Origin of the sequence: Microbacterium sp. EF45047, from assembly GCF_028472845.1 — a bacterium.
Classification (GTDB): Bacteria; Actinomycetota; Actinomycetes; order Actinomycetales; family Microbacteriaceae; genus Microbacterium; species Microbacterium neungamense.
Window position 1 is genome coordinate 2,054,911 of the sequence record NZ_CP069429.1, and the last position, 24,879, is coordinate 2,079,789.

Genomic DNA, 24,879 nt, shown 5'->3' on the forward strand with positions numbered 1-24,879 from the left:
CGTGCCGCCGACACCGGACCCCGGGCATCCGCGCATCCCGCCCGGGCTTCCGCCGACCTGTTCCGCCCCGGCATCCGCCGAAGAGCGGGTTCCCGGCATCCGCCCGCGACGGATGCCGGGAACTCGCTAGTCCTCGATGGCGATGACCGGGATCGCCGAGGTCGTCACCGGGACCGTCGGCGACATCAGCGTGCCGTCTTCGCGGCGCGCCTCGGCGAACTTCTGCAGCGACGGGCGGCCGGGCCGCCGCGGGCCCTGCCCGGCGAGCGGGACCAGGGCGTCGCGCCCGACGCCCGCGCTGTGCGCGGCGCCGCGCACCGTGAACTCGACGTCGTCGCCGGAACGCACCTCGACGCGCAGCCGGTCGCGGGTGATCGTCACGAGCAGCTGCGAGCCGCGCCACTGCAGCGGGAAGGTCAGCTCCGGCCAGTCCTGGGGCAGGCGCGGATCGAAGCTGAGCCGGCCGCCGTGGTCGCGCATGCCGCCGAACCCGCAGGCGAGCGCGGCCCAGACGCCGCCCGCCGAGGCGACGTGCACCCCGTCCGCGGCGTTGTGGTGCAGGTCGCCGAGGTCGACGAAGAGCGCCTGCTCGAAGTACTCCCGCGCCAGGTCCTGGTAGCCGACCTCGGCCGCCATGATCGACTGCACCACCGCGGACAGCGTGGAGTCGCCGGTGGTCAGCGGGTCGTAGTACTCGAAGTCGGCGAGCTTCTCCTCGGCCGTGAAGTGGTCGCCCTGCAGGAACAGCGCGAGCACGACGTCCGCCTGCTTCAGCACCTGGAAGCGGTAGATGACCAGCGGGTGGAAGTGCAGCAGCAGCGGCCGCTGCTCCGGCGGGGTGTTCGCCAGGTCCCACACCTCGCGCTCCAGGAACAGCGAGTCCTGCGGGTGGATGCCGAGGTTCTCGCTGAACGGGATGTGCATGGCCTCCGCGGCGCGCGCCCACGCCTGCGGCTCGCCGGCGTCGAGTCCGGTGCGCTCGACCAGGGCGGCGTAGGCGGCCGGATGCTCCTGCGCGATCTCCTGCACCACCTGCGCGGCGTAGCCGAGGTTGAAGCGGGCCATCACGTTGGTGAACAGGTTGTCGTTCACGACCGTGGTGTACTCGTCCGGCCCGGTCACGCCGTGGATGTGGAAGGTCGCCGAGCCGTGGTGACCGGCCGCGGCCGGCAGCGTCCCGGCCGCCGGGTCGCGCCAGAAGCCGAGCGTCGCCCACAGCCGCGCGGTCTCGACGAGGATGTCGGCCCCCTCGCGGAGCAGGAAGTCGCGGTCGCCGGTGGCCTCGACGTACTTGCCGACCGCGAAGGAGATGTCGGCGTTGATGTGGTACTGCGCGGTGCCGGCGGCGTAGTAGGCGGACGCCTCCTCGCCGTTGATCGTGCGCCACGGGAACAGCGCCCCCGCCTCGTTCAGCTGCGCGGCGCGACGGCGCGCGGCCGGCAGCATCAGGGCACGCGCGCGCAGGGCGTTCCGCGCCCACTGCGGGGAGGTGTAGGTGAGGAACGGGAGCACGTAGATCTCGGTGTCCCAGAAATAGTGGCCGCTGTATCCGGAGCCGGTGAGGCCCTTCGCGGGCACGCCGGCGCCGTCGGCGCGCGCCGAGGCCTGCGCGAGCTGGAACAGGCACCAGCGGATCGCCTGCTGCAGGTCGTCGCGTCCGCCGATGCGCACGTCGCTGCGATCCCAGAACGCGGTCAGCCATTCCGCCTGACGGCGGAACTGGGTGTCCACACCCTCCACCGCGGCCCGGTCGAGCGTGCGCCGGCAGCGGTCCACGAGCTCGCGGGGCGGGACGCCGCGGGAGGTGTGGTAGCTCACCAGCTTGGTGATCCGCACCGGGACGCCGGCCTTCGCCTGCACGCGGAACACGTTCTTCGCGATGTCGGGCTCGACCAGCGAGCGGGCGCTGTAGTCGTTGTCGGTCTCGATGATGTGGTCGGCGACCACCGCGACCGTCATGCCCGAATCGGTGACCCGGTACGACAGCGCGGAGCGCAGCCCGTCCTGCCAGTACTCGGCGGGCTGCAGCACCCGCTCGGTGATCTTCTCCGCCTTGCGCGGGTCGAACGTCGCGGTCTTCCCCGCCGTGGACCGCGCCGCGGCCGGCGTGCCGGCGTAGATGCTGCCGCCGTCCTGGCGGTTCAGCAGCTGGCAGCTGATCGTGACCGGGGCGTCGGCGTTCTCCACCTCGACCTCGAGGCGCAGCACCGCCAGATGCCGCTCCTCGAAGCTCACCATCCGCTCGTCACGGATGCGCACCCGCTTCCCGGACGGGGTCTCCCACACCAGCGAGCGCTCCAGCACGCCGCGGCGCATGTCCAGCACCCGGGAGTACTCGCGCACGTCCGCCTCGTCGAAGGACAGCGGCTCGTCGTCGACGTAGACGCGCATGATCTTGGCATCCGGCGCATTCACGATGGTCTGGCCCACCTCGGCGAACCCGTACGCCTGCTCGGCGTGCCGGATCGGCCAGGTCTCGTGCAGGCCGTTGATGAACGTGCCGTGCTCGTGCGCGCCGCGGCCCTCCACGTGGTTGCCGCGCAGGCCGAGGTAGCCGTTGCCGACCGAGAACAGGGTCTCGGACACGCCGTGCTGGTCGTAGCGCGTCTCGATGAGGCGCCACGGGTCGACGGGGTAGAGGCCGCGGTCGATCATGCGTTCTCCGAGGGGGTCGGAAGGAGTCGGGCAAGGTCATCGACGATACCGGTTGCGCCGGCCGCGCGGAGCGCATCCGCGCCGGCCCCGCGGTCGACGCCGATCACGACGCCGAAGCCGGCCGCCGCGGCGGACGCGACGCCCGAGACGGCGTCCTCCACCGCCACGGCGTCCGCGGGCGCGACGCCGAGCGCCGCGGCGCCCTCGCGGAACATGTCCGGCGCCGGCTTGGAGGCGAGGCTGTCGCGCTCGGCGACCGCGCCGTCGACGACGGCGGTGAAGAAGTCGCGGATGCCGGCGGAGGCGAGCACCTCCTCGGCGTTCTTCGAGCTGGAGACGACGCCCATCGGCACGCCCTCCTCACGGAGCAGCTCGATCAGCGCCAGCGATCCGGGGAACGGCGCGATGCCGCCGCTGCGCAGCGCCGCGGCGAAGGCGGCGTTCTTGCGGTTGCCGATGCCGCACACCGTCTCCGCCTCGGGCGGATCGTCGACCTCGCCCCAGGGGATCTCGACGTTGCGGCTGTGCAGCAGGCTCGCCACGCCGTCGTAGCGCTTCTTGCCGTCGACGTAGGCGAAGTAGTCGTCGTCGGTGTACGGGGGCTCGATCCCCCAGCGGTCGAACACCTCGTCGAACACCTGCTTCCAGGCGCGCATGTGCACCTCGGCGGTGGGGGTGAGCACGCCGTCGAGGTCGAAGAGGACCGCTGCGGCGCGGCGCAGGTCGGGCAAGTCGGACACGGAGGCTCCTGGGGGCGGCGGGCTGGTCGGTTGGCCGTTACCCAGCGTAGTGACGCCGGTGCCCGCATGCGCCGCGAATCCCGCATCCGCCCCTCCCCGGCATCCGCTCCTCCCGGGCATCCACGCCCCGGCATCCGCCGGAAATCCCGGACCGGATGCCGCAGGCGCGGCGTGTCGAACCGGCGACACGCCGGAGGTGTGACGATCGGACTGGGTTTTCCGTCGCCCACCGGGCCCGCGCACCCACCCGCCCGCCGCGGTCAGATCGCGCTGAGCGTCTGCCGTGCGATCTCGAGCTCCTCGTCGGTGGGTACGACGAGGACGGCGACCGCGGAGTCGTCGGCGGAGATGAGACGGATGCCCCGGGCCCGCTCGGCGTTCCGGTCCGGGTCGACCCGCACGCCGAGGAAGCCGAGCGTGGCGAGGGCATCCGCGCGCACCGGCGCCGCGTTCTCGCCCACGCCCGCGGTGAACGAGATCACGTCCACTCCCCCGAGCTGGGCGATGTACGCCCCGGCGTAGGCGCGCAGCCGGTGGATGTACACGTCGTAGGCGAGGGTGGCCGCCTCGTCGCCCGCCTCCCGGCCGGCGAGGATGTCGCGCATGTCGCTGCGGCCGGCAAGGCCCCGCAGCCCGCTGCGCTTGTTCAGCAGGTCGTCGAGATCGTCCACGCCGAGACCGGCGCGGCGGGCGAGGTGCAGCAGAGCCGCGGGATCGATGTCGCCCGAGCGGGTGCCCATCACCAGGCCCTCGAGCGGTGTCAGGCCCATCGACGTCTCCACCGAGCGCCCGCCGTCGACGGCGGTGACGGATGCCCCGTTGCCGAGGTGGAACACGATCTGCTTCAGCGCGCCGAGGTCGCGGCCGAGGAAGGCCGCGGCGGCTTCGCTGACGTACTTGTGGCTGGTGCCGTGGAACCCGTAGCGGCGCACCCGGTGCTCCCGCGCGAGAGCCTCGTCGATGGCGTACGTGTACGCCGGGGCGGGCAGGGTCTGATGGAAGGCGGTGTCGAAGACCGCGACGTGGGGCACGTCGCCGAAGACCGCCTTCGCCGCGCGGATGCCGGCGAGATTGGCCGGGTTGTGCAGCGGCGCGAGCACGCTGAGCTCGCCGATCTGCCGCTCCACGTCGTCGGTGATCGGGGTGGGCGCGAAGAAGCGGGCGCCGCCGTGCACGACCCGGTGCCCGACCGCGACCGGCGGGCGGTCCTCCAGCGCGGGGCCGTGCGCCGCGAACATCGCCAGCATCGCGGCGAAGGCCTCGTCGTGGTCGGCGATCGGCCGCTCCTCGGTCCGCGTGGCCCTCAGCATCGCCGGCGCGGGCTCCCCGGGCCCGGCGCTCTGGTGCACGGTGTGGGTGACGGCCCCCTCAGCCTGGCCGATCCGCTCGACGAGCCCGTCCGCGAGCTCGGTCTCGCTGTCCATGTCGATCAGGCTGTACTTCAGCGACGACGAGCCGCTGTTGATCACCAGGACGACGCTCACCGGTCCTCCCCCGGGGTCGTCGCGTCGGCGCCCGCCGGTGCGCCCGCGGCCTGCGCCTGGATGGCGGTGATCGCGACGGTGTTCACGATGTCGTCGACGAGGGCGCCTCGGGAGAGGTCGTTGATCGGCTTGTTCAGGCCCTGCAGCACCGGGCCGATCGCCACCGCGCCGGCCGAGCGCTGCACGGCCTTGTAGGTGTTGTTGCCGGTGTTGAGATCCGGGAAGACGAACACGGTGGCGCGGCCGGCCACCGCCGACCCGGGCAGCTTCGCCTTCGCCACCGCGGCGTCGGCTGCCGCGTCGTACTGGATCGGCCCCTCCACCAGCAGCTCCGGCGCCCGCTCGCGCACGAGCGCGGTCGCCTCGCGCACCTTGTCGACGTCGGCCCCGGAGCCGGACTCGCCGGTCGAGTAGGAGAGCATCGCGACCCGCGGCTCGATGCCGAACTGCCGCGCGGTCGCCGCCGAGGAGATCGCGATGTCGGCGAGCTGCACGCTGGTGGGGTCGGGGATGACGGCGCAGTCGCCGTAGACGAGCACCCGATCGGCGAGCGCCATCAGGAAGACGCTGGAGACGACGTCCACGCCCGGACGCGTCTTGATCACCTCGAACGCGGGCCGGATGGTGTGCGCGGTGGTGTGCGCGGCGCCGGAGACCATTCCGTCGGCGAGGCCGAGATGCACCATCATCGTGCCGAAGTAGGACACGTCGGTGACGGTGTCCGCCGCCTGCTGCAGGGTGACGCCCTTGTGCGCCCGCAGCCGGGCGTACTCGGCCGCGAACCGCTCCACAAGCTCCGGGTCGGTCGGGCTCACCACGCGCGCCGCGGACAGGTCGAGGCCGAGGGCCGCGGCACGGGCGCGGATGTCCTTCTCGGCGCCGACGAGGGTGAGGTCGGCGACGTCGCGCGCGAGCAGGATCGCGGCGGCGCGCAGGATGCGGTCGTCGTCGCCCTCCGGCAGCACGATGTGCCGCCGGTCGGCCCGCGCCCGCTCGATCAGGCCGTACTGGAACATCAGCGGCGTGACCACGCGGGACTCGGCGAGCCCGAGCTCGATGGTCAGCTCGGTGAGGTCCACATGGCGCTGGAACAGCGACAGCGCGCGCTGGTAGCGCGGGCCGGATTCGGCGGTGAGCCGGCCGCGCGTGCTCATGATCCGCACCGCGGTGTCGTAGGTGCCGAGGTCGGTGGCGACGATGGGGATCTGCACGGAGAACCCGTCCAGCAGCCGCTCGATCGGCTCGGGGAGCGGGAACGGGCCGTTCAGCACGATCCCGGCGAGCGACGGGAAGGTGCCAGAGGAGGAGGCGAGCAGGGTGGCCAGCAGCACCTCGGTGCGGTCGGCGGGGATCACCACGACGGCGCCCTCGGTCAGCCGCGGCAGCACGTTCACCATCGACATGCCGGCGATCACGACCGCGTACGCCTCGCGTTCGAGCAGGTCGGCGTCGCCGCGCACGACGCGGCCGTCGACGGCGGCGAGGATGCCCCGCATGGACGGGGCGACGAGGGTGCGGTCCTCCGGGATCGCCCACACCGGTGTCCGGCCCACCGGGCCGTCCTGCAGCTCGTCCACGATCTCGCGGAGCCGGTCCGGGTCGGCGCGGTTGACGACGACGGCGAACAGCTCGGCGCGCTCGGCGGCGAGCTCGGCGGATGCCAGAGCCGCGATGTGACCGACCTCGGCGGGGGTCCGCGCGGTGGTGGTGCCCAGCTGCTCGGCCTGCCGCTGCTGGTCGCGGCCGGAGAGCACGAGCATCACCGGGGCGCCGAGGTTCGCGGCGATGCGGGCGTTGTAGCCGAGCTCGGCGGGACTGGCCACATCCGTGTAGTCGCTGCCGATCACGACCACCGCGTCGCACTGGGCCTCCACGGCCTTGAACCGGGCGACGATCGTCGCCAGCGCGTGCTCCGCGTCCTCCCGCACGTCGTCGTACGTCACGCCGACGCAGTCCTCGTAGTCCAGGTGCACGCCGTCGTGCGCGAGCAGCAGCTCGAGCACGTAGTCGCGCTCGCCGGCCGAGCGCGCGATCGGGCGGAACACGCCGACGCGCGGCGAGACCCGCATCAGGGCGTCGAGCACGCCCAGCGCGATCGTCGACTTGCCGGTGTGCCCCTCGGCCGAGGTGATGTAGATGCTCCGCGCCACGGCCCCAGCCTAGGTGGGGGCGGCGCGGCCCCGCATCCCTCCGCCTCGCCCCGCCGCTAGCTGTACCCGGCCATGAGGTTGGTCCCCTCGTTGGGATTGTGAATGGGGAGGACCTCCGGGCTTAGTGGAGATATCTGACGTCTTCACGAAGCACACGGAGGTCCCATGGCCCACGCTAACGCCCGTCTGACCGTTCATGGCAGGCGGTTGATCATTGAACGTGCCCGAGCCGGCTGGAAGCAGGCGCACATCGCCGCGGCGATGGGAGTCTCACGTCGTTGCGTGAAGCGCTGGATCGAGCGTTACCGCGCCGAGGGCGAGGCTGGGCTGGTCGACCGTTCCTCGCGTCCGCACACCAGCCCGACGCGTACGAGTCCCGGGCGCGAGGAGGCAGTGCTCGAGCTGCGCCAGAGGGAACGCATCGGGCGTGAGGAGATCGCCGCGCGACTGGGCATGTCGGCTCGGACGGTCTCGCGCATCCTCGCCCGTCACGGCGTCCCGCCGCTGCGGGCACTGGATCCGATCACGGGGGAGGTGATCCGCGCGTCGAAGACCACCGCGGTCCGTTACGAGCGGGACCGGGCCGGCGAGCTGGTCCACATGGACGTGAAGAAGCTCGGCAAGATCCCCGACGGCGGCGGCTGGAAAGCACACGGCCGCGCCAGCGGATCCATCCTGCGAGACCGGAACACGAAGGTCGGGTACGACTATGTCCACTCACTCGTCGACGATCACTCCCGGCTCGCGTACTCGGAGGTCCTGCCCGACGAGAAGGGAGCCACCTGCGCGGCGTTCCTGGAACGCGCGATCGCCTACTTTGCCGCCCACGGCATCCCCCGCATCGAGCGGCTCATCACCGACAACGCCTGGGCCTACAGGTTCTCGCTGCGCGAGGTCTGCGCCGCGCACGGGATCCGGCAGAAGTTCATCAAGCCGCACTGCCCCTGGCAGAACGGCAAGGTCGAACGCTTCAACCGCACCCTGCAGACCGAATGGGCCTACCGGCACGTCTTCCTCACCAACACAGACCGCACCGCAGCGCTTGCACCCTGGCTCGAGCACTACAACACTGGACGGCGCCACTCAGCCCTCGGAGGCCACCCGCCGATCACCCGACTGGCACCAACGTGATGACCCGGTACAGCTAGCGCGTCGTCGCCGGGCACGGCCCGGACAGGGCGTCGACGACGGCGGCGGCATCCGCCTCGAACCGGGCGTAGTGCTCGGGGTCGCTGTTGACCTGCACCCGGTGGATGGCGTGCGACGGCTCCATCTGCTGCCAGCCGTCCAGCCGTGCCAGGCGGGTGTAGAAGAGGGCGGCCGCGGTGGCCGGGTCCAGGCGCGCCTCGCGGCTGCCCCACCAGTCCTGCTGCTGGAACAGGCCGATGCTGGAGGTGGGGGTGCCGTCCGGGTTGGTGACGCCCGAGGTCTCCCAGTCGCCGTAGGCGATGTTGCGCAGCGAACTCTCCCCCATCGCCGTCATCACCCCGATGATCTGGCCGTCCCGGGCGAAGCCCAGCTCGCGCGCCGTGCGCACGATGGTCGCGGCGTTCTCCAGGTGCTCGCCGTTCCAGCCGGCCACGCCGGCCGCCGGGTAGGCCTGCGGCTCGTCCAGGCAGAACGGCTCCGGACGGGAGGAGGTCACCAGACCAAGGATCAGCAGCAGCACGGACGCCGCGGCGCCGACGGCCGCGGTGATCGCCGCGACCCGCATCCGGCGCCGGCGGCGTGCCACCGTCGCGCGCCGCCGCTGCGCGGTCGAGCGCCGCCGCTGACGGGCGGCGGGTGTCCTGCGCCGCTGTGCGGCTGCCGCAGACCTGCTCACGTCCCGATCCTGACAGCGCGGCCCCGGAGGAGCCTGGAAAAGAGAAGACCCTCCGCGCACCCGACAGAGCCCGGTTACCCTTGCTACGTTTCCGTCCTGGGGGAATTGGCCTGGATGCCGTCACGCGGAGAGCCGTCGTCCAGTCTACCCGACGCCGGGACCGGGGTCCTCCCCGGAGGGTACGATCGGGTACACGCACCGTCGCGCCAGCGAGAGGCATCGCATGCATCAGACCGCATCCTCGACGTCACCGTCGCTCTCCGCCGAGCAGTTCGCCGAGCAGACCTCCCGCATCATCGCATCCGTCTCGTCGGTGATCGACGGCAAGCCCGAGGCGGTGCGCAGCGCGCTGGTGTGCCTGCTCGCCGAGGGGCACCTGCTCATCGAGGACGTGCCCGGCGTGGGGAAGACCATGCTCGCCCGCGCCCTGGCCGCGAGCATCGACGCCACGGTGCGGCGCATCCAGTTCACCCCCGACCTGCTGCCCGGGGACGTCACCGGGGTCGCCGTGTTCAACCCGGTCGACCGCGAGTTCGAGTTCAAGCGCGGCGCCGTGTTCGCGCACATCGTGATCGCCGACGAGATCAACCGCGCCTCGCCGAAGACCCAGTCGGCGCTGCTGGAGGCGATGGAGGAGCACCAGGTCACCGTCGACGGCACCTCGCACCCGCTGCCCGCGCCGTTCCTCGTCGTCGCCACCCAGAACCCGCTCGAGATGGAGGGCACCTACCCGCTGCCGGAGGCGCAGCGCGACCGCTTCATGATGCGGATCTCGATGGGGTACCCGGATGCCGCCGCGGAGGCGCTGATGATCCGGCAGCGCGAGCGGGTGAATCCGCTCGCCGCGGTCACGGCGGTGACGGATGCCCGGGCCGTGCAGCAGCTGATCGCCTGGGCGCGCGGGGTGCACGTCGCCGAGTCGCTCGAGGAGTACGCCGTGGCGCTGGCGCAGGCCACCCGCATGGACCCGAACCTGCACCTCGGGGCGAGCCCGCGCGCCACGCTGCAGCTGGTCCGCGCGGCGAAGGTGTGGGCGGCGCTGGACGGCAGGGACTTCGTCATCCCGGACGACCTGACCGACCTGCTGATCCCCGTCTTCGCGCACCGGCTGCTGCCGGCCCGCGGGGTGCACCGCGCAGGGGCGCAGCCGGTGGAGGCCGCGCTGAACCAGATCGTCGCCCGGGTGCCGGTGCCGCTCGCCGCCGGCCGGCTCTGAGCCATGTCCCCCCGTCGGCGCCGGACGCTCACCGCTCGCGGTGCCGGGTGCCTGGCGCTCGGCGTCCTGCTGGTGATCGCCGGCGGCGTGGCCGCCGCCCCCGCGCTGCAGTACGTCGGCGCGCTGCTGGTGCTGCTGACCGTGATCGCCGTGCTGGCGGTGCGGCTGCCGCGCCGGCGCGGCACGGTGACGCGGGTGATCGCGACCGACCTGGTCGCCGTGGGCGAGGCGTCCCGCGTGTCGGTGCGCTTCGACCTGGTGGCCCCCGGCATCCCGCGCGGCGTCTGGCGGGACGTGCTTCCGGACGCGGTCAGCGGCACGGCATCCGGGGAGTACCCGGACGGCAGCCGCGTGCTGCGCTACGAGATCACCGGGGTGCGCCGCGGCATCTCCACGCTGGGGCCGCTGATCCTGCGGACGGTGGACCCGTTCGGGCTCGCCCAGCGGGAGCAGGTGTTCGGCGACACCCGCACCATCACCGTGGTGCCCCAGGTGTCGGCGCTCGCCCCGCTGCCGACGCGGGTGGGTGCCGCGGGCGGCACCGCGCAGACCCGGTCGAGCCGGCTCGGGCAGGGCAGCGACGACCTCATCCCGCGGCGGTACGTGTCCGGCGACTCGATGCGCCGCATCCACTGGCGCGCCACCGCGCACCGCGGCGATCTCATGGTCCGGCAGGAGGAGGAGGAGTCCAGCCCGGACGCGATGGTCGTGCTCGACCGCTCGGCGGCGCGCTGGCCTCGCGCCGGGGAGGAGCCGGATCCCGGCTTCGAGGCGGCCGTGTCGCTGTGCGCCTCCGCCGCCCTGCGCTTCATGCAGGACGGGTACAGCGTGGACGTGCTGGATTCCTCCGGCACGCTGCTCGGGGCGCTGCGCGGGCACGAGGACGACCGGGACGGGCTGCTCGTCGCCCTGGCCGCCCTCGCTCCGCGCGGCGAGGCGCGCGACATCCGCTCCCTGGTGGGCGGGACGGCGCCGGGGCCGCTGGTGATGATCACGGGACGGCTGTCGGAGGAGGACGCCGGGCACCTGAGCACGGCCGGGGCGGCGGCGCCGATGCTGTTCGCCAGCGCACCGGAGGCCGGTGCGCTGGCGGCGGCGTCCCATCGCGGCTGGCGCACCGCGCACCTGCGCACCGGGGACGACCTCGCCGAGGTGTGGGCCGACGCCCTGCCGGAGTTCGGGAGCGCGCGTGTTTGAGCGGAGCAGGATGCCGGAGGGTCCGCCGCGGCCGGCGGGGGCGGCTGTCGCTGCGGAGGAGACGCACGCGGTGCGACGGCGGGCCGTGTCGGGCGCCGCGCTCGGCGCCGCGGCCACGCTGGTGCCGATGTGGCCGTACACCGGGGTGATCACGCCCGGACGGTGGACGTTCGTGGTCGTCGTGCTCGTCGCCGTCATCGCCCTCACCGGTCTGGCCGCGCGCAGCGCCGCCGCGCGCCTGCGCCGCGGGACCCGCGAGCTGATCGCCCTGTGCGCCCAGCTCGCCGCGGCGGGGATGATCGGCACGGCGCTGCTGGCGCCGGAGGGCGCCGGGTTCGGCCTCATCCCGACCTCGGCGACGGTGCGCGTGCACGGCATCCGGATCCAGCAGGCGCTCGACGAGATCGTGAACGGATCCGCGCCGCTGGCGGCATCCGTCCCCCTCGCCACCCTGCTCGGACTCTCCTTCGCCGTGGTCGCGGTGCTCGTGGACCACCTCGTGGCGCAGCGGCTGGCGCTCCTGGCGGTGCTGCTGACCACGGTGGTCGGGGCGATGCCGATGCTGGTCACCTTCGGCGGCGTCAACATCGCCTGGTTCCTGCTGCACGCCGTGCTGGTGCTCCTGCTGCTGCGCACCGCGGCCCGCGGCGATCGCGACTCGCCCCGCGAGGCGTCCTTCGCGGTGGCGATGACGGTGGGCGCGGCGTCGGTCGCCGGCGCCCTGATCGTGGCGCCCGGGCTGCCGGCGGCGGAGACTCTGCCCGGTGCGGGTGCGGCGCTGACCGTCGATGCCAACCTGCGGCTGGGCGACGACCTGCGCCGGCCTCGGGAGACCGAGGTGCTCACGGTGGTCACCACCGGCACAGCCGCGCCGTACCTGCGGATGGCGACGCTCTCGCGGTTCGACGGTGAGGTGTGGCGCCCCGACCGCAGCAGGCTGCAGCCGCTGTCGGACGGGTTCGGCGGGGCGGACTGGACGGAGGAGATCGCGACCACGCAGGAGCGGACCTCCATCCGGGTGCTCGGGATGTCGAGCAGCCGGCTGCCGGTGCCGTACGCCGCCGAGGAGGTGTTCGGCGTGGCGAGCGGGTGGAGCGCCATGCCGCTGAACCGGACGGTGATCAGCCGCGGCCGCGACGCCGCCGGCAGCGACTACACCGTGGAGGCGACCGTCGTGACGCCCACCCTGGAGCAGATCCAGGCCGCGGAGGCGACCGCGGCTCCGGTCGACCTGCAGCCCGCCGCGGACCTGCCGCCGGTCATCGCGGAGACCGCGCGCGAGGTGACGGCCGGGGCGCAGAACGACTACGACCGGCTCATCGCGCTGCAGGACTGGTTCCGGTCCGCGTTCAGCTACTCCCTCGAGGCGCCGGTGGAGGAGGGCTTCGATGGCACGGGCGTGGAGGCGGTGGAGCGCTTCCTGCAGGAGCGCACCGGGTACTGCATCCACTTCGCCGGGGCGTTCGCGCTGATGGCGCAGACCATGGACATGCCGGTGCGGATCGTGGTCGGCTACCTGCCCGGAAACCCCACCGATCAGCAGCGCGGGGACGACACGGTGTACTCGGTCACCAGCGACCAGCTGCACGCCTGGCCCGAGGTGTTCTTCTCCGGGATCGGGTGGGTGCCCTTCGAGCCGACGGCGACGCTCGGCGTGCCCACGGCGTTCGCCCCGGCGAGCACGACCGGCGGAACCGGGGGCACCCCGGACGAGCCGGGACAGGAGCAGGGCCCGACGACCGCGCCGACCACGGGACCGACCGCGGGTCAGGATCCGCGGGCGGACGAGGCCGGCGGCGGTGACGCGCTGCGCACGGTCGACCCGAGGCCGGTGACGTACACGGTGCTCGGCGTGCTCGCGGTCGTGCTGCTGCCCGCCGCGGTGCGCGCGGTGCGCCGTCTGGTGCGGTTCGGCAGGGCGCGGGCGGGCGATGCGCTGGCCGCGTGGCGCGAGCTCACCGACACGCTGGTCGATCTCGGCCTTCCGGCCACCGACGCGCAGACCGTGCGGATGCGCGCCGCCGAGCTGGTGGAGGAGAGAGGGGTGGATGCCGCGGCGATCGCCCGGCTGGTGGACGCGCTGGAGCAGGCGGGGTATGCGCGCAATCCCCGGGATGCCGGCGATCTGGCCGCTCCGCTGCGGACGGTGCTGCGGCGCCTGGGCGGCGTGCTCGGGCCGGTGGCGCGGATCAGGGCGCTGATGATGCCGCGGTCGCTGCTGCCGAGGATCCGGTCCCGATCAGACGGCGCGCGCGTCTGAGCGCTCGGCGGGCGGGGCGGACTGCTCGCGGCGCGCCGCGGGGTGCGCCTCCGCGTGTTCGGCGCACGCCACGGCGTCGCAGTCCTCGCACACCACGGACTGCCGGCGGCAGGAGGCATCAGGGCAGTTCGCGGTGCGGCTGGTCGCCGCGCCGCATCCGCTGCACTCGCCGATGACGGCCGCGTGATCGGAGAAGGCGATCGCGCCGCGCCCGTCGAAGACGTACAGCGAGCCCTCCCAGAGGCCGTCGTCGCCGAAGGTCTCGCCGTAGCGGACGATGCCGCCGTCGAGCTGGTACACCTCGCCGAAGCCGCGCGCCGTCATCAGGCTGGAGAGCACCTCGCAGCGGATGCCGCCGGTGCAGTACGTCACCACCGGCTTGTCCTTGAGGTCGTCGTACGCTCCGGAGTCGAGCAGCCGCACGAAGTCGCGGGTGGTCTCGGTGTCGGGGACGACGGCGCCGCGGAAGCGCCCGATCTGCGCCTCGAGCGCATTGCGGCCGTCGAAGAACACGACCTCCTCGCCGCGTTCGGCGACGAGCTCGTGCAGCGCCTCGGGGGTGAGGCGGATGCCGCCGCCGACGACGCCGTGCTCATCGACGCGCAGCTCGCCCGGCGCTCCGAACGACACGATCTCGTCGCGCACCTTCACGCTCAGCTTCGGGAAGTCGAGGCTGAGACCGTCCTCGTCGAGCCCGGTGCCCTCGCTCCACTTGATGTCGGCGTTCTTGAAGGCGGGGTACTCGCGGAAGCGTCGCACCCACTTCTTCACGTTCGGCAGGTCACCGCCCAGGGTGCCGTTGATGCCGTGCGACGAGATCAGGATGCGGCCGCGGAGCTTCAGCGCCTCACACAGATCGCGCTGCCAGAGCCGGAGCGCCTCGGGGTCGGCGAGCGGCGCGAACGCGTAGAACAGGACGATCTTCGGGGTGGGCACCAGGAGATTCTAGGCGCCCGTCCTCCCGGTCCCTCCCGGCCGCCGCGCGCCCTCCACAGCTCGCACCGGCGCAGCCGGAGCGAGACGAACGCCCCCGGTCGTTGAGCGCCCTTCGACAGGCTCAGGAACCGCACCGGCGCAGCCGGAGCGAGACGAAACGCCCTCGGCGGATCGGGACGCCACAGCCCCCAGTTGTTCCCCCTCCCCCGGTCGTTGAGCGCCCTTCGACAGGCTCAGGAACCGCACCGGCGCAGCCGGAGCGAGACGAAACGCCCTCGCCGATCGGATAGGATGGTCAGGTTGTTCCCCAGGTGACGTGTCCGAGCGGCCGAAGGAGCACGCTTGGAAAGCGTGTGTTGTGCAAGCAACCGAGGGTTCGAATCCCTCCGTCACCGCCGACTGTCCGAAGGCCTCCGCGTAGCGGGGGCCTTCGGACATTTATCGAGGTTGTGGGATTCGAACCAGCGGCGCGCAGCGCCGCCGCGTGACCCGCGGGGCGTCAGTCCTCGAATCGGATGCCGTAGCTGAGCGTCCCCGGCGGGGACGCCAGCGGCACCATGCCGAGCCGCTCGTAGAAGGCCCTGGCACCGGTGTTCTCGGGGCTGAGTCCCAGATGCAGCCCGGGAACGCCCCGGCGGCGCAGCTCGGTGAACAGCGTGTCCATCAGCGCCCGTCCGAGACCCTGCCCCTGGGTCTCCGGGAGCAGGTCGATGTGCAGGTGCGCGGGGTACTCGGCGGTGTTCGGCTCGCGGCCGGGCGCGCGGCCCGCCGCGTACCTGATGATGCCGTCCTGCCGGGTGGGCTCGGCCTGGCCGGACAGCGGGTACCGCTCGGCATGCGTCGGCCACCACTCGTCCCGGAACCACTGCTCGAAGGCGTCCGTGTCATCCGTGGCGACGATGTAGCCGATCACACGGCCGTCCTCCGCCTCGACCACCCAAGCCAGATCCGGATGCCGTTCGGCGTAGGGCACCGCGAACACGTCGCCCCACAACCGGTCATCGGTGAACATCCCGGTCGCGTCCCCGCCGGCATCCGCGGTGCGCACGCACACCTCGTAGAGCGCATCGCAGTCTTCGGGGCGGTACGGACGGATGCGCGGCGCGGCGGTCTCCTCGGGATCCGGCCCGGACGGAACGGCCGGCGCGGACGGCCCGGACGGCGCCGACGGCCCGGACGGCTCAGACGGCCCGGACGGCCCGGACGGCGCCGACGGCCCGGACGGGTCAGACGGCGCCGCGGACGGAGCATCCGTCCATCCCAGCGAAGCCCACGAGGACGCTGCCGCGACGACGATCAGCGCCGCGCCGACGCCGACGAGGATTCCGCCCACCGTGTCGGTCAGCCAGTGCACGCTCAGCACGGTGCGCGACAGCGCCATCAGCACCGTCCACAGGATGCCGAGAACCGCGACCCAGATCCGCGGGAACACCGCCCACAGCACGACCGCGATCGTCGCGGCGTTCGCCGCATGCCCGGACGGGAAGGAACCGAAGTCGGAGGCCACGAGCATGTCGTCGGGACGCGCCCTGCGGAACACCCCCTTGATCAGCTGCACCATCGCGGCGCTCACCGCGAACGCGAAGAACGCGAACAGCGCCGACCGCCACCGCTGCAGCAGCACCAGCAGGCCTGCGATGAGCATCGGCACGAGGATCGTCGCGATCCATCCGCCGCCGGTCTTGTTCATCACGTGTGCGAAGGCAAGCATCCACGGCTGCCGGACCTCCGCCATGAACGAGTTCCACGCGACGTCGAACGACGCCGTCGCCTCGCCCGGCAGCACCACGACGAGTATGCCGAGCAGGCAGGCCGCCGTGATCAGCCCGGTTCCGGTCGTCAGCGCCGCGCGTCGAGTGATCGTCCGATGTGCGGTCATCGTCCCATTCTGCCCAAGCCGCTCGAGAGGCGTCGGAGCGACGTCAGGGTGCCAGCATCCCGACCGACCGCGGGCGCACCACGAGCCACAGCGAGAGGATGCCGACCACGGCGCATCCGACCATGACCGACGCCATCGTGGTCGCCGTGATCCCGGCATCCGCCGAGATCAACCCGACCACCGGCGAGATGATCGCCGCCACGCCGAAGTTCGCCGCCCCGAGGATCGACGCCGCGGTGCCGGCGGCCTTGCCGTGCCGGTCGAGGGCGAGCACCTGCACGCAGGGGAAGCTGAACCCGCAGGCCGTCATGAAGAACCACAGCGGGATGACCGTGCCTCAGAAGCCGAGCCCGAGCACATCGAACGCGACGATCGCCGCGCCGGAGACGAGCTGCATCGCCGTCGAGAACGCCAGGACCCACTGCGGCCCGAAGCGCGTCGCCAGCCGGGAGGACACCTGCACGCCGCCGACGACGCCGAGCGAGTTCACCGCGAACAGCAGCCCGTACGCCTGCGGGTCGAGGCCGTGCGTCTGCTGGAACAGGAACGGCGACGCGGACAGGTACGAGAACAGGCCGGAGAAGGTCATCCCGCCGATCACCAGCACCCCGAGGTACACGCGATCGGTGAGCACGCTGCGGTACCGCTGCAGCACGGTCGTCGCCCCGCGCTCGTGACGACGCTCCCGCGGCAGGGTCTCCGGGATGAGCAGCACCGCCGAGACGAGCATGACCGCTCCGTAGCCGGCGAGCACGCCGAAGATGCCTCGCCACGGCATCACCGTGAGCAGCGCCGATCCGATGAGCGGCGCCACCACCGGCGCCACTCCCGACACCAGTGCCAGGCGCGACAGCATCACGACGAGACGCTGCCCGCCGAAGAGGTCGCGTACGATCGCCATCGCCACGACGCCGCCGGCCGCCGCGCCGATGCCCATCAGCACCCGTGCGATGCCGAGCAGCATGAGATCGGGGGCGAACGCCGCGGCGAGGCTGGAGAGCACATGCAGCGCGGTGACCACGATCAGCGGGATGCGGCGGCCGAGCTTGTCGCTGAGGGGCCCCACCACGAGCTGGCCGATCGCGAAGCCGATCATCGTGCCGGTCAGCGTCAGCTGGATCATGGCCGCCGAGGTGGCGAAGTCCTGCTCCAGCTGCGGGAACGCCGGCAGGTACAGGTCGATCGTGAACGGGCCCAGCGCGGTTAGCGCTCCGAGCAGCAGGATGTACGCCGTGCGCCGGCCGCACGGGATCGCGTCGCCCGGATGCAGGACGACCGGTGCGGTCGCCGGATTCCTGCCGAGCGTGCGGATCGCCCCGGTCGGCGGCGTGGCGCGGATGGTGTCGGTGATGGCGCGGATGCTGCCGGTCGGCGTGCGGGAGTGCTCAGTGGGCGTGTCGGAACTCTCGGTGGGCGTGCGGATGCTGCCGGTGGGCGTGCGGAGGTCGGTCACGGAAGGCCTTCACGAGTGGGGGATGCCGGGCCGAATCGTTTCGACTCGGAGGGTTCCATGCTACTCGCGGGCATCCGCTCGTCCGCAACGGGCAGCCAGCGCGCGCCCGTGCGCCCCGCCGTCAGCGGGCGACGCGGGCGAGGCCCTGCTCGAGGTCGGCGATGAGGTCGCTCACGTCCTCGATGCCCACCGACAGGCGGACGACGTTCTCGGGCACGGCGAGCGCGGTGCCGCGCACCGACGCGTGCGTCATCTCCGGCGGGTAGCCGATCAGCGACTCCACTCCCCCGAGCGACTCGGCGAGCTGGAACAGTTCGGTGGACTCCGCGAAGGCGCGGGCCGCCTCGGGTCCGGCGGCGAGCCCCAGCGAGAGCATCCCGCCGAAGGCGCTCATCTGCCGCGCGGCCACCTCGTGCCCGGGGTGCGACGACAGCCCCGGGTAGAACACCTCGGAGAACTCGGGCCGCGCCGCCGCCCACTCCGCGATCGCCGCCGCGTTCTCGGAGTGCTGCCGCATCCGCACCGCGAGCGTCTTGATGCCGCGGGTCGTCAGCCAGGCGTCCAGCGGGGCGGAGACGGCCCCGACCGCGAACTGCTGGAACCCGACCTGCTCGACGAACCGGTCGTCGCCGAACACGACGGCGCCGCCGAGAACATCGGAGTGCCCTCCGAGGTACTTCGTGGTCGAGTGCACGACGAGGTCCGCGCCGAGCGCGAGGGGCTGCTGCAGCGCGGGCGAGGCGAAGGTGTTGTCGACCACGACGATCGCCCCTGCGGCGTGCGCGATCCCGGCGATCTGCGCGATGTCGACGATCTTCAGCAGCGGGTTGCTCGGCGTCTCCAGCCAGACGATCCGGGTCTCCGGCCGCAGCGCCGAGCGCAGGGCGTCGGCGTCGCCGAGTTCGACCGTCGTGGTGTCGATGCCCCACGGCGCGAGCACCCGGGTGAGCAGCCGGTAGGTGCCGCCGTAAACGTCGTTGCCGAGCACGACGTGATCGCCCGGCTTCAGGACGCCGCGCAGCAGCGCGTCCTCGGCGGCAAGCCCCGAGGCGAACGACAGCGCCCGTACGCCGCCCTCGAGCGCGGCGAGCTGCGTCTCCAGCGACGAGCGGGTGGGGTTGCCGGCCCGGTTGTACTCGTAGCCGCCGCGGAAGTTGCCGATGCCGTCCTGCACGTGAGTGGACGACTGGTAGATCGGCGGGATGATCGCCCCGGTCGTCGGGTCCGGCGTCTGGCCGGCATGGATGGCACGGGTGGCGAAGGCGCGGTCGGTCATGTCACTCCTCGGGTCGGTGCTTCCACGCTACGCCCCGCGCCCGGGGCACCCCCGCCCCTCCCGACACAATGTGTCACCAAGTGCTGAGGGAAGCCCCTCCGACCCGCAGTTCGGGACACAGTGTGGCTGGAAGGGCGGGGGCTCAGCGCGACAGGTAGGCCAGCAGGTCCTGGCGGGTGAGCACCGTGTGCGGGCGGCCGTCCTGGGTCACCAGCAGGGCGTCGGCGTCGGCGAGCGCCGCCCTGGCCTGCTCCACGGGCGCGTGCAGACCGACCAGAGGCAGCCGCTCCCCCACATGCCGGCCGACCGGGTCGGCGGGCGTCGCCTCCCCGCGGAACAGCAGGTCCAGCAGGCCGCGCTCATCCACCGTCCCGATCAGCTCGCCCATCATCACCGGCGGCTCGGTGCTGAGCACCACCAGCTGCGAGACGCCGTACTCGCCCATGATGCCGATCGCGTCCAGCACGGTCTCGTCCGGATGCACGTGCACGAGGTCGGGGATCACGGACCCCGACTCCTCCCGCATCCGTGCGCGCACCGCGAGGACGTCGGCCACGGTCCCCGGGCCCTCGTCGTCGCCGAAGCCGTACGCCCGCATCCACGCGTCGTTGAAGATCTTGCTCAGGTACCCGCGCCCGCCGTCCGGCAGCAGCACCACCATCACGGCATCCGCGGGGAGGTCCTTCGCGACGCGAAGCGCCCCCACCACCGCCATGCCGCTGGACCCGCCGACGAGGATGCCCTCCTCGCGCGCGAGCCGGCGGGTCATGGCGAACGCCTCCGCGTCGCTCACCGCCACGATCTCGTGCGGCACCGACGCGTCGTACGCCCCCGGCCAGATGTCCTCGCCGACGCCCTCGACGAGGTACGGCCGCCCGGTGCCGCCGCTGTAGACGCTGCCCTCCGGGTCGACGCCCACGATCCGCACCCGGTCGCCGGACACCTCGCGCAGGTACCGTCCGGTGCCGGTGATCGTGCCGCCGGTGCCGACGCCGGCGACGAAGTGCGTGATCCGCCCCTCGGTGTCCGCCCAGATCTCGGGGCCAGTGGTCTCGTAGTGGCTGCGCGGGCCGTTCGGGTTCTCGTACTGGTTCGGCTTGAACGCGCCGGGGATCTCACGCGCGAGCCGGTCGCTGACGCTGTAGTACGACTCGGGGCTGTCGGCGGGGACGGATGTCGGTGTCACCACCACCTCGGCGCCGTAGGCGCGCAGCACGTCGATCTTGTCCTGCCCCACCTTGTCCGGTACGACGAACACGCAGCGATACCCGCGCTGCTGGGCGACCAGAGCCAGCCCTACACCGGTGTTGCCGCTGGTCGGCTCGACGATGGTCCCGCCCGGACGCAGGTCGCCGGATGCCTCGGCGGCGTCGATGATCCGGCGGGCGATGCGGTCCTTGCTCGATCCGCCCGGGTTCAGGTACTCGAGCTTGACCAGCACGGTGCAGGCGACGCCGTCCGTCACCCGGTTGAGCCGGACCAGGGGCGTGCCGCCGACGAGGTCGGCGACGGATTCCGCGTAGCGCATGCTCTCAGGCTAGACGCGCGGATGCCGGATGGGACTCCCCGTTTCGGGGCGGCTTCTCCCGTTCGGGGCGGGCATCCGCCGCCCCAAGTGCGAGAATCCGCCCCGAACCCGGCTTGGCAACCGTCCGACCCGGCCCGGCATCCGTCTCCGGAGCCGGGCGGGCGGAGCCGGGCCGGGCGGGCGGAGATCAGCCCTTCGTGGCCCCCGCCAGCAGACCGCGGACGAAGAAGCGCTGCAGGGAGAAGAACACGATCAGCGGCACGATGATCGAGATGAAGGTACCCGCCGACTGCAGGAACCAGCGGTTGCCCCATGTGCCCGACAGCGAGTTCAGCGCCTGGGTGATCGGCAGCGCGCCCGGTGCGGCGAAGATCGTCGCCACGAGCAGGTCGTTCCACACCCAGAGGAACTGGAAGATCGCGAACGACGCGATCGCCGGCATCGCCAGCGGCAGGATGATCCGGAAGAACACCTGGCCGTGGCCGGCCCCGTCCACCCGGGCGGCCTCGACGATGTCGCCCGGGATCTCCGCGATGAAGTTGTGCAGCATGAACGTCGCCAGAGGCAGCGCGAAGATCGCGTGCGCGATCCAGACGCGGGCGTAGCTGTAGTTCACGTCGTTCAGGCCGAAGCCCGGGAACACCTGCACATCGCCGATCGTCAGCCCGTCCGAGAACAGGCTCAGCAGCGGGACGAGGGCCATCTGCAGCGGCACGATCTGCAGGGCGAACACGAAGATGAACAGCATGTTCCGGCCCTTGAAGTCGATCCACGCGAACGCGTAGGCGGCCATCGACGCGATCACGATCGGGAACACCGTGGCCGGGATCGTGATCGCGAGCGAGTTCACGAACGCGGCGGCGAGCGTGGTCGAGGTGCCGCCCGAGGTGAGCGCCTCGGCATAGTTCTGCAGCGTGAACGACGGGTCGGTGAACACCGTCCACCATCCGGTCGACTGCGTGTCGGCGCCGGGACGGAAGGAGGTGACGAACAGGCCGAAGGTCGGGATCGTCCAGAACACCGCGATGATGACCGCGGCGATCGTGGCGCCCTTGGACCGCAGCTTCTTGTGGGCGATCGCCTCGTTGCGGCGGGTGTCGCGCGCCACCTGGCGCTTGCTGCGGTTGTCCAGCACGACGGCTTCGGTGGCACTCATCAGCGGATCTCCCTCTGCTTGCGCAGCGATCGGGCGTTGTAGACGATCAGCGGCAGCACGAACAGGAACAGCACCACGGCCAGCGCCGAGGAGTGCCCGTAGCTCTGGAACCGCTGCTGCTGGTTCACCATCTCGAAGCCGAGCACGGTGGTGTCGTCACGTCCGCCGGTCATCACCGCGACGATGTCGTACACCTTCAGCGACGCGATCGTGATGGTCGTCAGCACGACGATGAGCGACGAGCGGATGCCGGGGACGGTGACGTTCCGGAAGCGCTCCCACGCGTTCGCGCCGTCGAGCTCGGCCGCCTCGATCTGCTCGGTGGGCACCGCCTTGATCGCGGCGGACAGGATCACCATGGCGAAGCCGGTCTGCGTCCAGATGAACACGACCAGCAGCATCAGGGTGTTCACGATCGGCTTCACCGCCAGCCAGTTGACCGGGTCGCCGCCGAACAGCGTGACGACCGCGTTCAACAGGCCGAGCTGGTCGCCCTGCCGGTAGTCGTACATGAACTTCCAGATGATGCCCGCGCCGACGAACGAGATCGCCACCGGCATGAACACCAGCACCTTCAGCACCTTCTCGCCGTGCGCGCGGTCGATGAACACCGCATACGCCAGGCCGATCACCACGGAGACGACCGGGGCGAGGATCGCCCAGATCAGCGTGTTGATCACGGATGCCGAGCCGACGGGGTTCGTGAAGACCCAGACGTAGTTCTCGAGGCCGACGAAGTCGGTGCCGGTCTTGTCGAAGAACGACTTCACGAAGGTGGCGATCGCCGGGTAGATCAGCCCGGTCAGCAGCATCACCGCCGCCGGGGCCATGAACAGCACCAGCTGGAACAGGTAGCCGGCGCCCTGCCGCGACCGGTAGTCGGCGAAGAACAGCAGCGCCCCGACGAGCAGGGCGATCGCGACGACGTAGAGCACCGCGTTCGCATACGGACGCAGCAGCATGAACGCCAGCACGGGGATGGCGAGGCATGCGACCAGGCGCATGACGAAGTACCCGCGGCCCGGTCGCGGCGCGAACTCGATGAGCACGAGCAGGATCGCCACGACGACGCCGAAGGCGAGCAGCACGGCCGGGATCTGCAGCAGCGGATGCAGGTTGCCCAGCCACAGGAAGTAGCTGTTCAGCGAGACCCCGATCGTGACCCGTGCCGGGTCCTCCACCGGGGCGCTGAAGATGAGCATGAAGAGCAGTGCGGCGACGAGCACGAAGCCGACGATCACGACGGCACGCGTGATCGCGCGCCCCTTCGGATCAGTGCCGTGCGTCGTCACCGGACTGTCGGTCGTCGCCTCACGGTCGACGGTCGCTTGTGACATGGAGACCCCTTCTGAGTACGGCGCCGGACTCGTCCGGTGCGGATGCGGACGCGGGGTCGGGCACGCGGCCCGACCCCGCGTCGATCAGCAGGTTGAGATCAGCCCTGCTCCGGACTAGTTCTCGTAGCCGGCCTGGATGTCGGAGAGCACCTGCTCGGTGGGCTTCCCGTCGATCCAGTCGACCATCCCCTTCCAGAAGGAGCCAGAGCCGACCGTGGAGGGCATCAGGTCGGACGCGTCGAAACGGAACGTGGTCGACTCGTCCTGGAGGATCGCCATGGACTCCTGCAGGAACTCGCTCGAGGCGAGGCTCGGGTCGGCCTTCTTGTTCGCCGAGATGACACCGCCCAGCTCGACGCGCGCGTCAGCGAACTCCGGGGTCGTCATGAACTCGAGCACCTGCTGGGTGGCCTCGTCGTCGTTGAACGCGGCGACGAACTCGCCGCCACCGGAGACCTGCAGCTCGCCCTCGGTCATGCCCGGGGTGATGAACGCGTAGACGTCGCCGTCCGGCGCCACCGTCGGGGTCTCACCGTCGGCGTTCTTCACGTCGAGGAAGTTCGCCGACAGGAACGACGCCTGGTGGGTGAGCGCGCAGGTGCCGTCGGCGATCTTGGCCGCGACGTCGGCGAACGCGGTGGAGTTGATGCTCTTCACGTCGCCGAACCCGGCGTTCACGTACTCCGGGTTGAGCAGGATGGAGCCGACCGCGTCGAAGGCCTCCTTGATCTTCGGGTCGGTGAACTCCACCTCGCCCGCAGCCCACTGGTCGTAGACCTCGGGGCCGGCCTGGCGCAGGACCAGGTCCTCGATCCAGTCGGTGCCCGGCCAGCCGGAGGCGTCGCCGGAGGCGAAGCCCGCGCACCACGGCGGCTGCCCCGTCTTCTCGCGGATCGTCTCAGTCAGGGTGATCAGCTCGTCCCAGGTCTTCGGGACCTCGACACCCCATTCCTGGAACTTCGCAGGCTGGTACCAGATGTAGCCCTTCAGGTTGGCCAGCATCGGTGCGGCGTAGAAGGTGTCGTCGAACGTGGCGATGTCCTTCCACGCTTCGGACCAGTTCTCGTCGACGGCCTTCTCGACGCTCTCCGGTGCCGGCACGACCTTGCCGGTGTCGACGAGGGTCTTCAGCAGACCCGGCTGCGGGACGATCGCGATGTCCGGCGCGTCACCGCCGGTCACCTTGGTGACGATGTTGCCCTCGAAGCTCTTGTCGCCGGTGTACTCGACGTTGATCCCGGTCTCCTCCTCGAACGCCGCGAAGGACTCGTTCAGGTCGTCCGCCTCGGTGCCGGTGATGCCGCCGGAGATGCGCACCGTCTGCTCGCCGTCGCCGCCGCCACCACCGGTGTCGGCTTCCGCGCATCCGACGAGCGAGACGCCCAGGACCGTCGGGACCGCGAGCGAAGCAAGCAACATGCGCCGCTTGGAAATACTCATTCGTGCCTCCTTGATGTGCGCAGGATCTCTTCCTCACGCGGCGATCGACACCGACCGCCATGGTGACAATCTATTCACCCCTGGTAACGCTTACAACGACCCGCAGGTCACAACCGGCTAACAGATCGCGCCCGCGAGCACCGCCGCAGGCGGAGCGAGACGAAACGCCCCCGCACACGCACGAAGGCCCCGGGCGGACCTCCCCGGTCGTTGAGCGAGCACCGCCGCAGGCGGAGCGAGACGAAACGCCCCCGCACACACACGAAGGCCCCGGGCGGACCTCCCCGGTCGTTGAGCGAGCACCGCCGCAGGCGGAGCGAGACGAAACGCCCCCGCACACGCACGAA

The 24,879-nt window shown here is 71.7% G+C and carries 16 protein-coding genes, 1 tRNA gene, 1 other RNA gene and 1 pseudogene; 5 read left to right on the forward strand and 14 right to left on the reverse strand.

Annotated elements, in window-relative coordinates; translation table 11 throughout:
- Positions 1-126: 126 nt before the first annotated feature.
- The 4 genes from JRG78_RS10025 to pta all read right to left on the reverse strand — a co-directional run bounded on the left by JRG78_RS10025 (position 127) and on the right by pta (position 7,029).
- On the reverse strand, positions 127-2,655 hold the full coding sequence (locus JRG78_RS10025; protein ID WP_259606533.1) for a glycoside hydrolase family 65 protein: 2,529 nt from the start codon (positions 2,653-2,655) through the stop codon (positions 127-129).
- Complete coding sequence (locus tag JRG78_RS10030) at positions 2,652-3,395, reverse strand: HAD family hydrolase (RefSeq protein WP_259606534.1); 744 nt, start codon at positions 3,393-3,395, stop codon at positions 2,652-2,654. Before JRG78_RS10030 ends, JRG78_RS10025 begins: the two co-directional genes overlap by 4 nt.
- 260 nt (positions 3,396-3,655) lie before the next feature.
- Positions 3,656-4,879 (reverse strand): acetate kinase, encoded by a 1,224-nt coding sequence (locus JRG78_RS10035; protein ID WP_259606535.1) that lies wholly within the window; start codon positions 4,877-4,879, stop codon positions 3,656-3,658.
- Positions 4,876-7,029, reverse strand: a complete 2,154-nt coding sequence (gene pta, locus JRG78_RS10040) for a phosphate acetyltransferase (RefSeq protein WP_259606536.1) — start codon at positions 7,027-7,029, stop codon at positions 4,876-4,878. Before pta ends, JRG78_RS10035 begins: the two co-directional genes overlap by 4 nt.
- A gap of 165 nt (positions 7,030-7,194) precedes the next feature.
- Here pta and JRG78_RS10045 point away from each other — a divergent pair, with 165 nt between their 5' ends.
- Complete coding sequence (locus JRG78_RS10045; protein WP_259606537.1) at positions 7,195-8,160, forward strand: IS481 family transposase; 966 nt, start codon at positions 7,195-7,197, stop codon at positions 8,158-8,160.
- 13 nt (positions 8,161-8,173) lie between these two features.
- Here the strand turns inward: JRG78_RS10045 and JRG78_RS10050 are convergent, their stop codons facing one another.
- Together JRG78_RS10050 and ffs are read right to left on the reverse strand one after the other, a co-directional pair.
- Positions 8,174-8,854 (reverse strand): hypothetical protein, encoded by a 681-nt coding sequence (locus tag JRG78_RS10050; RefSeq protein ID WP_272653351.1) that lies wholly within the window; start codon positions 8,852-8,854, stop codon positions 8,174-8,176.
- Between the two features lie 40 nt (positions 8,855-8,894).
- Positions 8,895-8,991: signal recognition particle sRNA small type (gene ffs, locus JRG78_RS10055), an RNA gene on the reverse strand.
- Between the two features lie 86 nt (positions 8,992-9,077).
- On the opposite strand from ffs, the gene JRG78_RS10060 reads away from it, so the two are divergent.
- The 3 genes from JRG78_RS10060 to JRG78_RS10070 all read left to right on the forward strand — a co-directional run bounded on the left by JRG78_RS10060 (position 9,078) and on the right by JRG78_RS10070 (position 13,527).
- On the forward strand, positions 9,078-10,070 hold the full coding sequence (locus JRG78_RS10060; protein WP_259606539.1) for an AAA family ATPase: 993 nt from the start codon (positions 9,078-9,080) through the stop codon (positions 10,068-10,070).
- 3 nt (positions 10,071-10,073) lie between these two features.
- On the forward strand, positions 10,074-11,267 hold the full coding sequence (locus tag JRG78_RS10065) for a DUF58 domain-containing protein (RefSeq protein WP_259606540.1): 1,194 nt from the start codon (positions 10,074-10,076) through the stop codon (positions 11,265-11,267).
- Between the two features lie 70 nt (positions 11,268-11,337).
- Positions 11,338-13,527 carry a transglutaminase TgpA family protein gene (locus JRG78_RS10070; RefSeq protein WP_259606541.1) on the forward strand — a complete coding sequence of 730 codons (2,190 nt, stop codon included), beginning with the start codon at positions 11,338-11,340 and terminating at the stop codon, positions 13,525-13,527.
- Here JRG78_RS10070 and trhO read toward each other — a convergent pair.
- Positions 13,507-14,463, reverse strand: a complete 957-nt coding sequence (gene trhO, locus JRG78_RS10075; RefSeq protein WP_259606542.1) for an oxygen-dependent tRNA uridine(34) hydroxylase TrhO — start codon at positions 14,461-14,463, stop codon at positions 13,507-13,509. The genes JRG78_RS10070 and trhO overlap by 21 nt on opposite strands.
- A gap of 310 nt (positions 14,464-14,773) precedes the next feature.
- On the opposite strand from trhO, the gene JRG78_RS10080 reads away from it, so the two are divergent.
- Positions 14,774-14,858, forward strand: a tRNA-Ser gene (locus tag JRG78_RS10080).
- A gap of 104 nt (positions 14,859-14,962) precedes the next feature.
- Here the strand turns inward: JRG78_RS10080 and JRG78_RS12605 are convergent.
- The 7 genes and pseudogenes from JRG78_RS12605 to JRG78_RS10120 all read right to left on the reverse strand — a co-directional run bounded on the left by JRG78_RS12605 (position 14,963) and on the right by JRG78_RS10120 (position 24,532).
- Positions 14,963-16,342 carry a GNAT family N-acetyltransferase gene (locus tag JRG78_RS12605; RefSeq protein ID WP_336297684.1) on the reverse strand — a complete coding sequence of 460 codons (1,380 nt, stop codon included), beginning with the start codon at positions 16,340-16,342 and terminating at the stop codon, positions 14,963-14,965.
- A gap of 43 nt (positions 16,343-16,385) precedes the next feature.
- Positions 16,386-17,612: pseudogene (locus JRG78_RS10095) on the reverse strand (multidrug effflux MFS transporter).
- Positions 17,613-17,916: 304 nt separating this feature from the next.
- Complete coding sequence (locus tag JRG78_RS10100) at positions 17,917-19,071, reverse strand: cystathionine gamma-synthase (protein WP_259606543.1); 1,155 nt, start codon at positions 19,069-19,071, stop codon at positions 17,917-17,919.
- Between the two features lie 142 nt (positions 19,072-19,213).
- Positions 19,214-20,599, reverse strand: a complete 1,386-nt coding sequence (locus JRG78_RS10105) for a cystathionine beta-synthase (protein ID WP_259606544.1) — start codon at positions 20,597-20,599, stop codon at positions 19,214-19,216.
- A gap of 187 nt (positions 20,600-20,786) precedes the next feature.
- Positions 20,787-21,755 carry a carbohydrate ABC transporter permease gene (locus tag JRG78_RS10110; RefSeq protein ID WP_259606545.1) on the reverse strand — a complete coding sequence of 323 codons (969 nt, stop codon included), beginning with the start codon at positions 21,753-21,755 and terminating at the stop codon, positions 20,787-20,789.
- Complete coding sequence (locus JRG78_RS10115) at positions 21,755-23,092, reverse strand: carbohydrate ABC transporter permease (protein WP_259606546.1); 1,338 nt, start codon at positions 23,090-23,092, stop codon at positions 21,755-21,757. Before JRG78_RS10115 ends, JRG78_RS10110 begins: the two co-directional genes overlap by 1 nt.
- Before the next feature lie 114 nt (positions 23,093-23,206).
- The gene (locus tag JRG78_RS10120; protein ID WP_259606547.1) at positions 23,207-24,532 is read right to left on the reverse strand and encodes an ABC transporter substrate-binding protein; all 1,326 of its coding nucleotides are present in this window, start codon (positions 24,530-24,532) and stop codon (positions 23,207-23,209) included.
- Between the last annotated feature and the right edge of the window lie 347 nt (positions 24,533-24,879).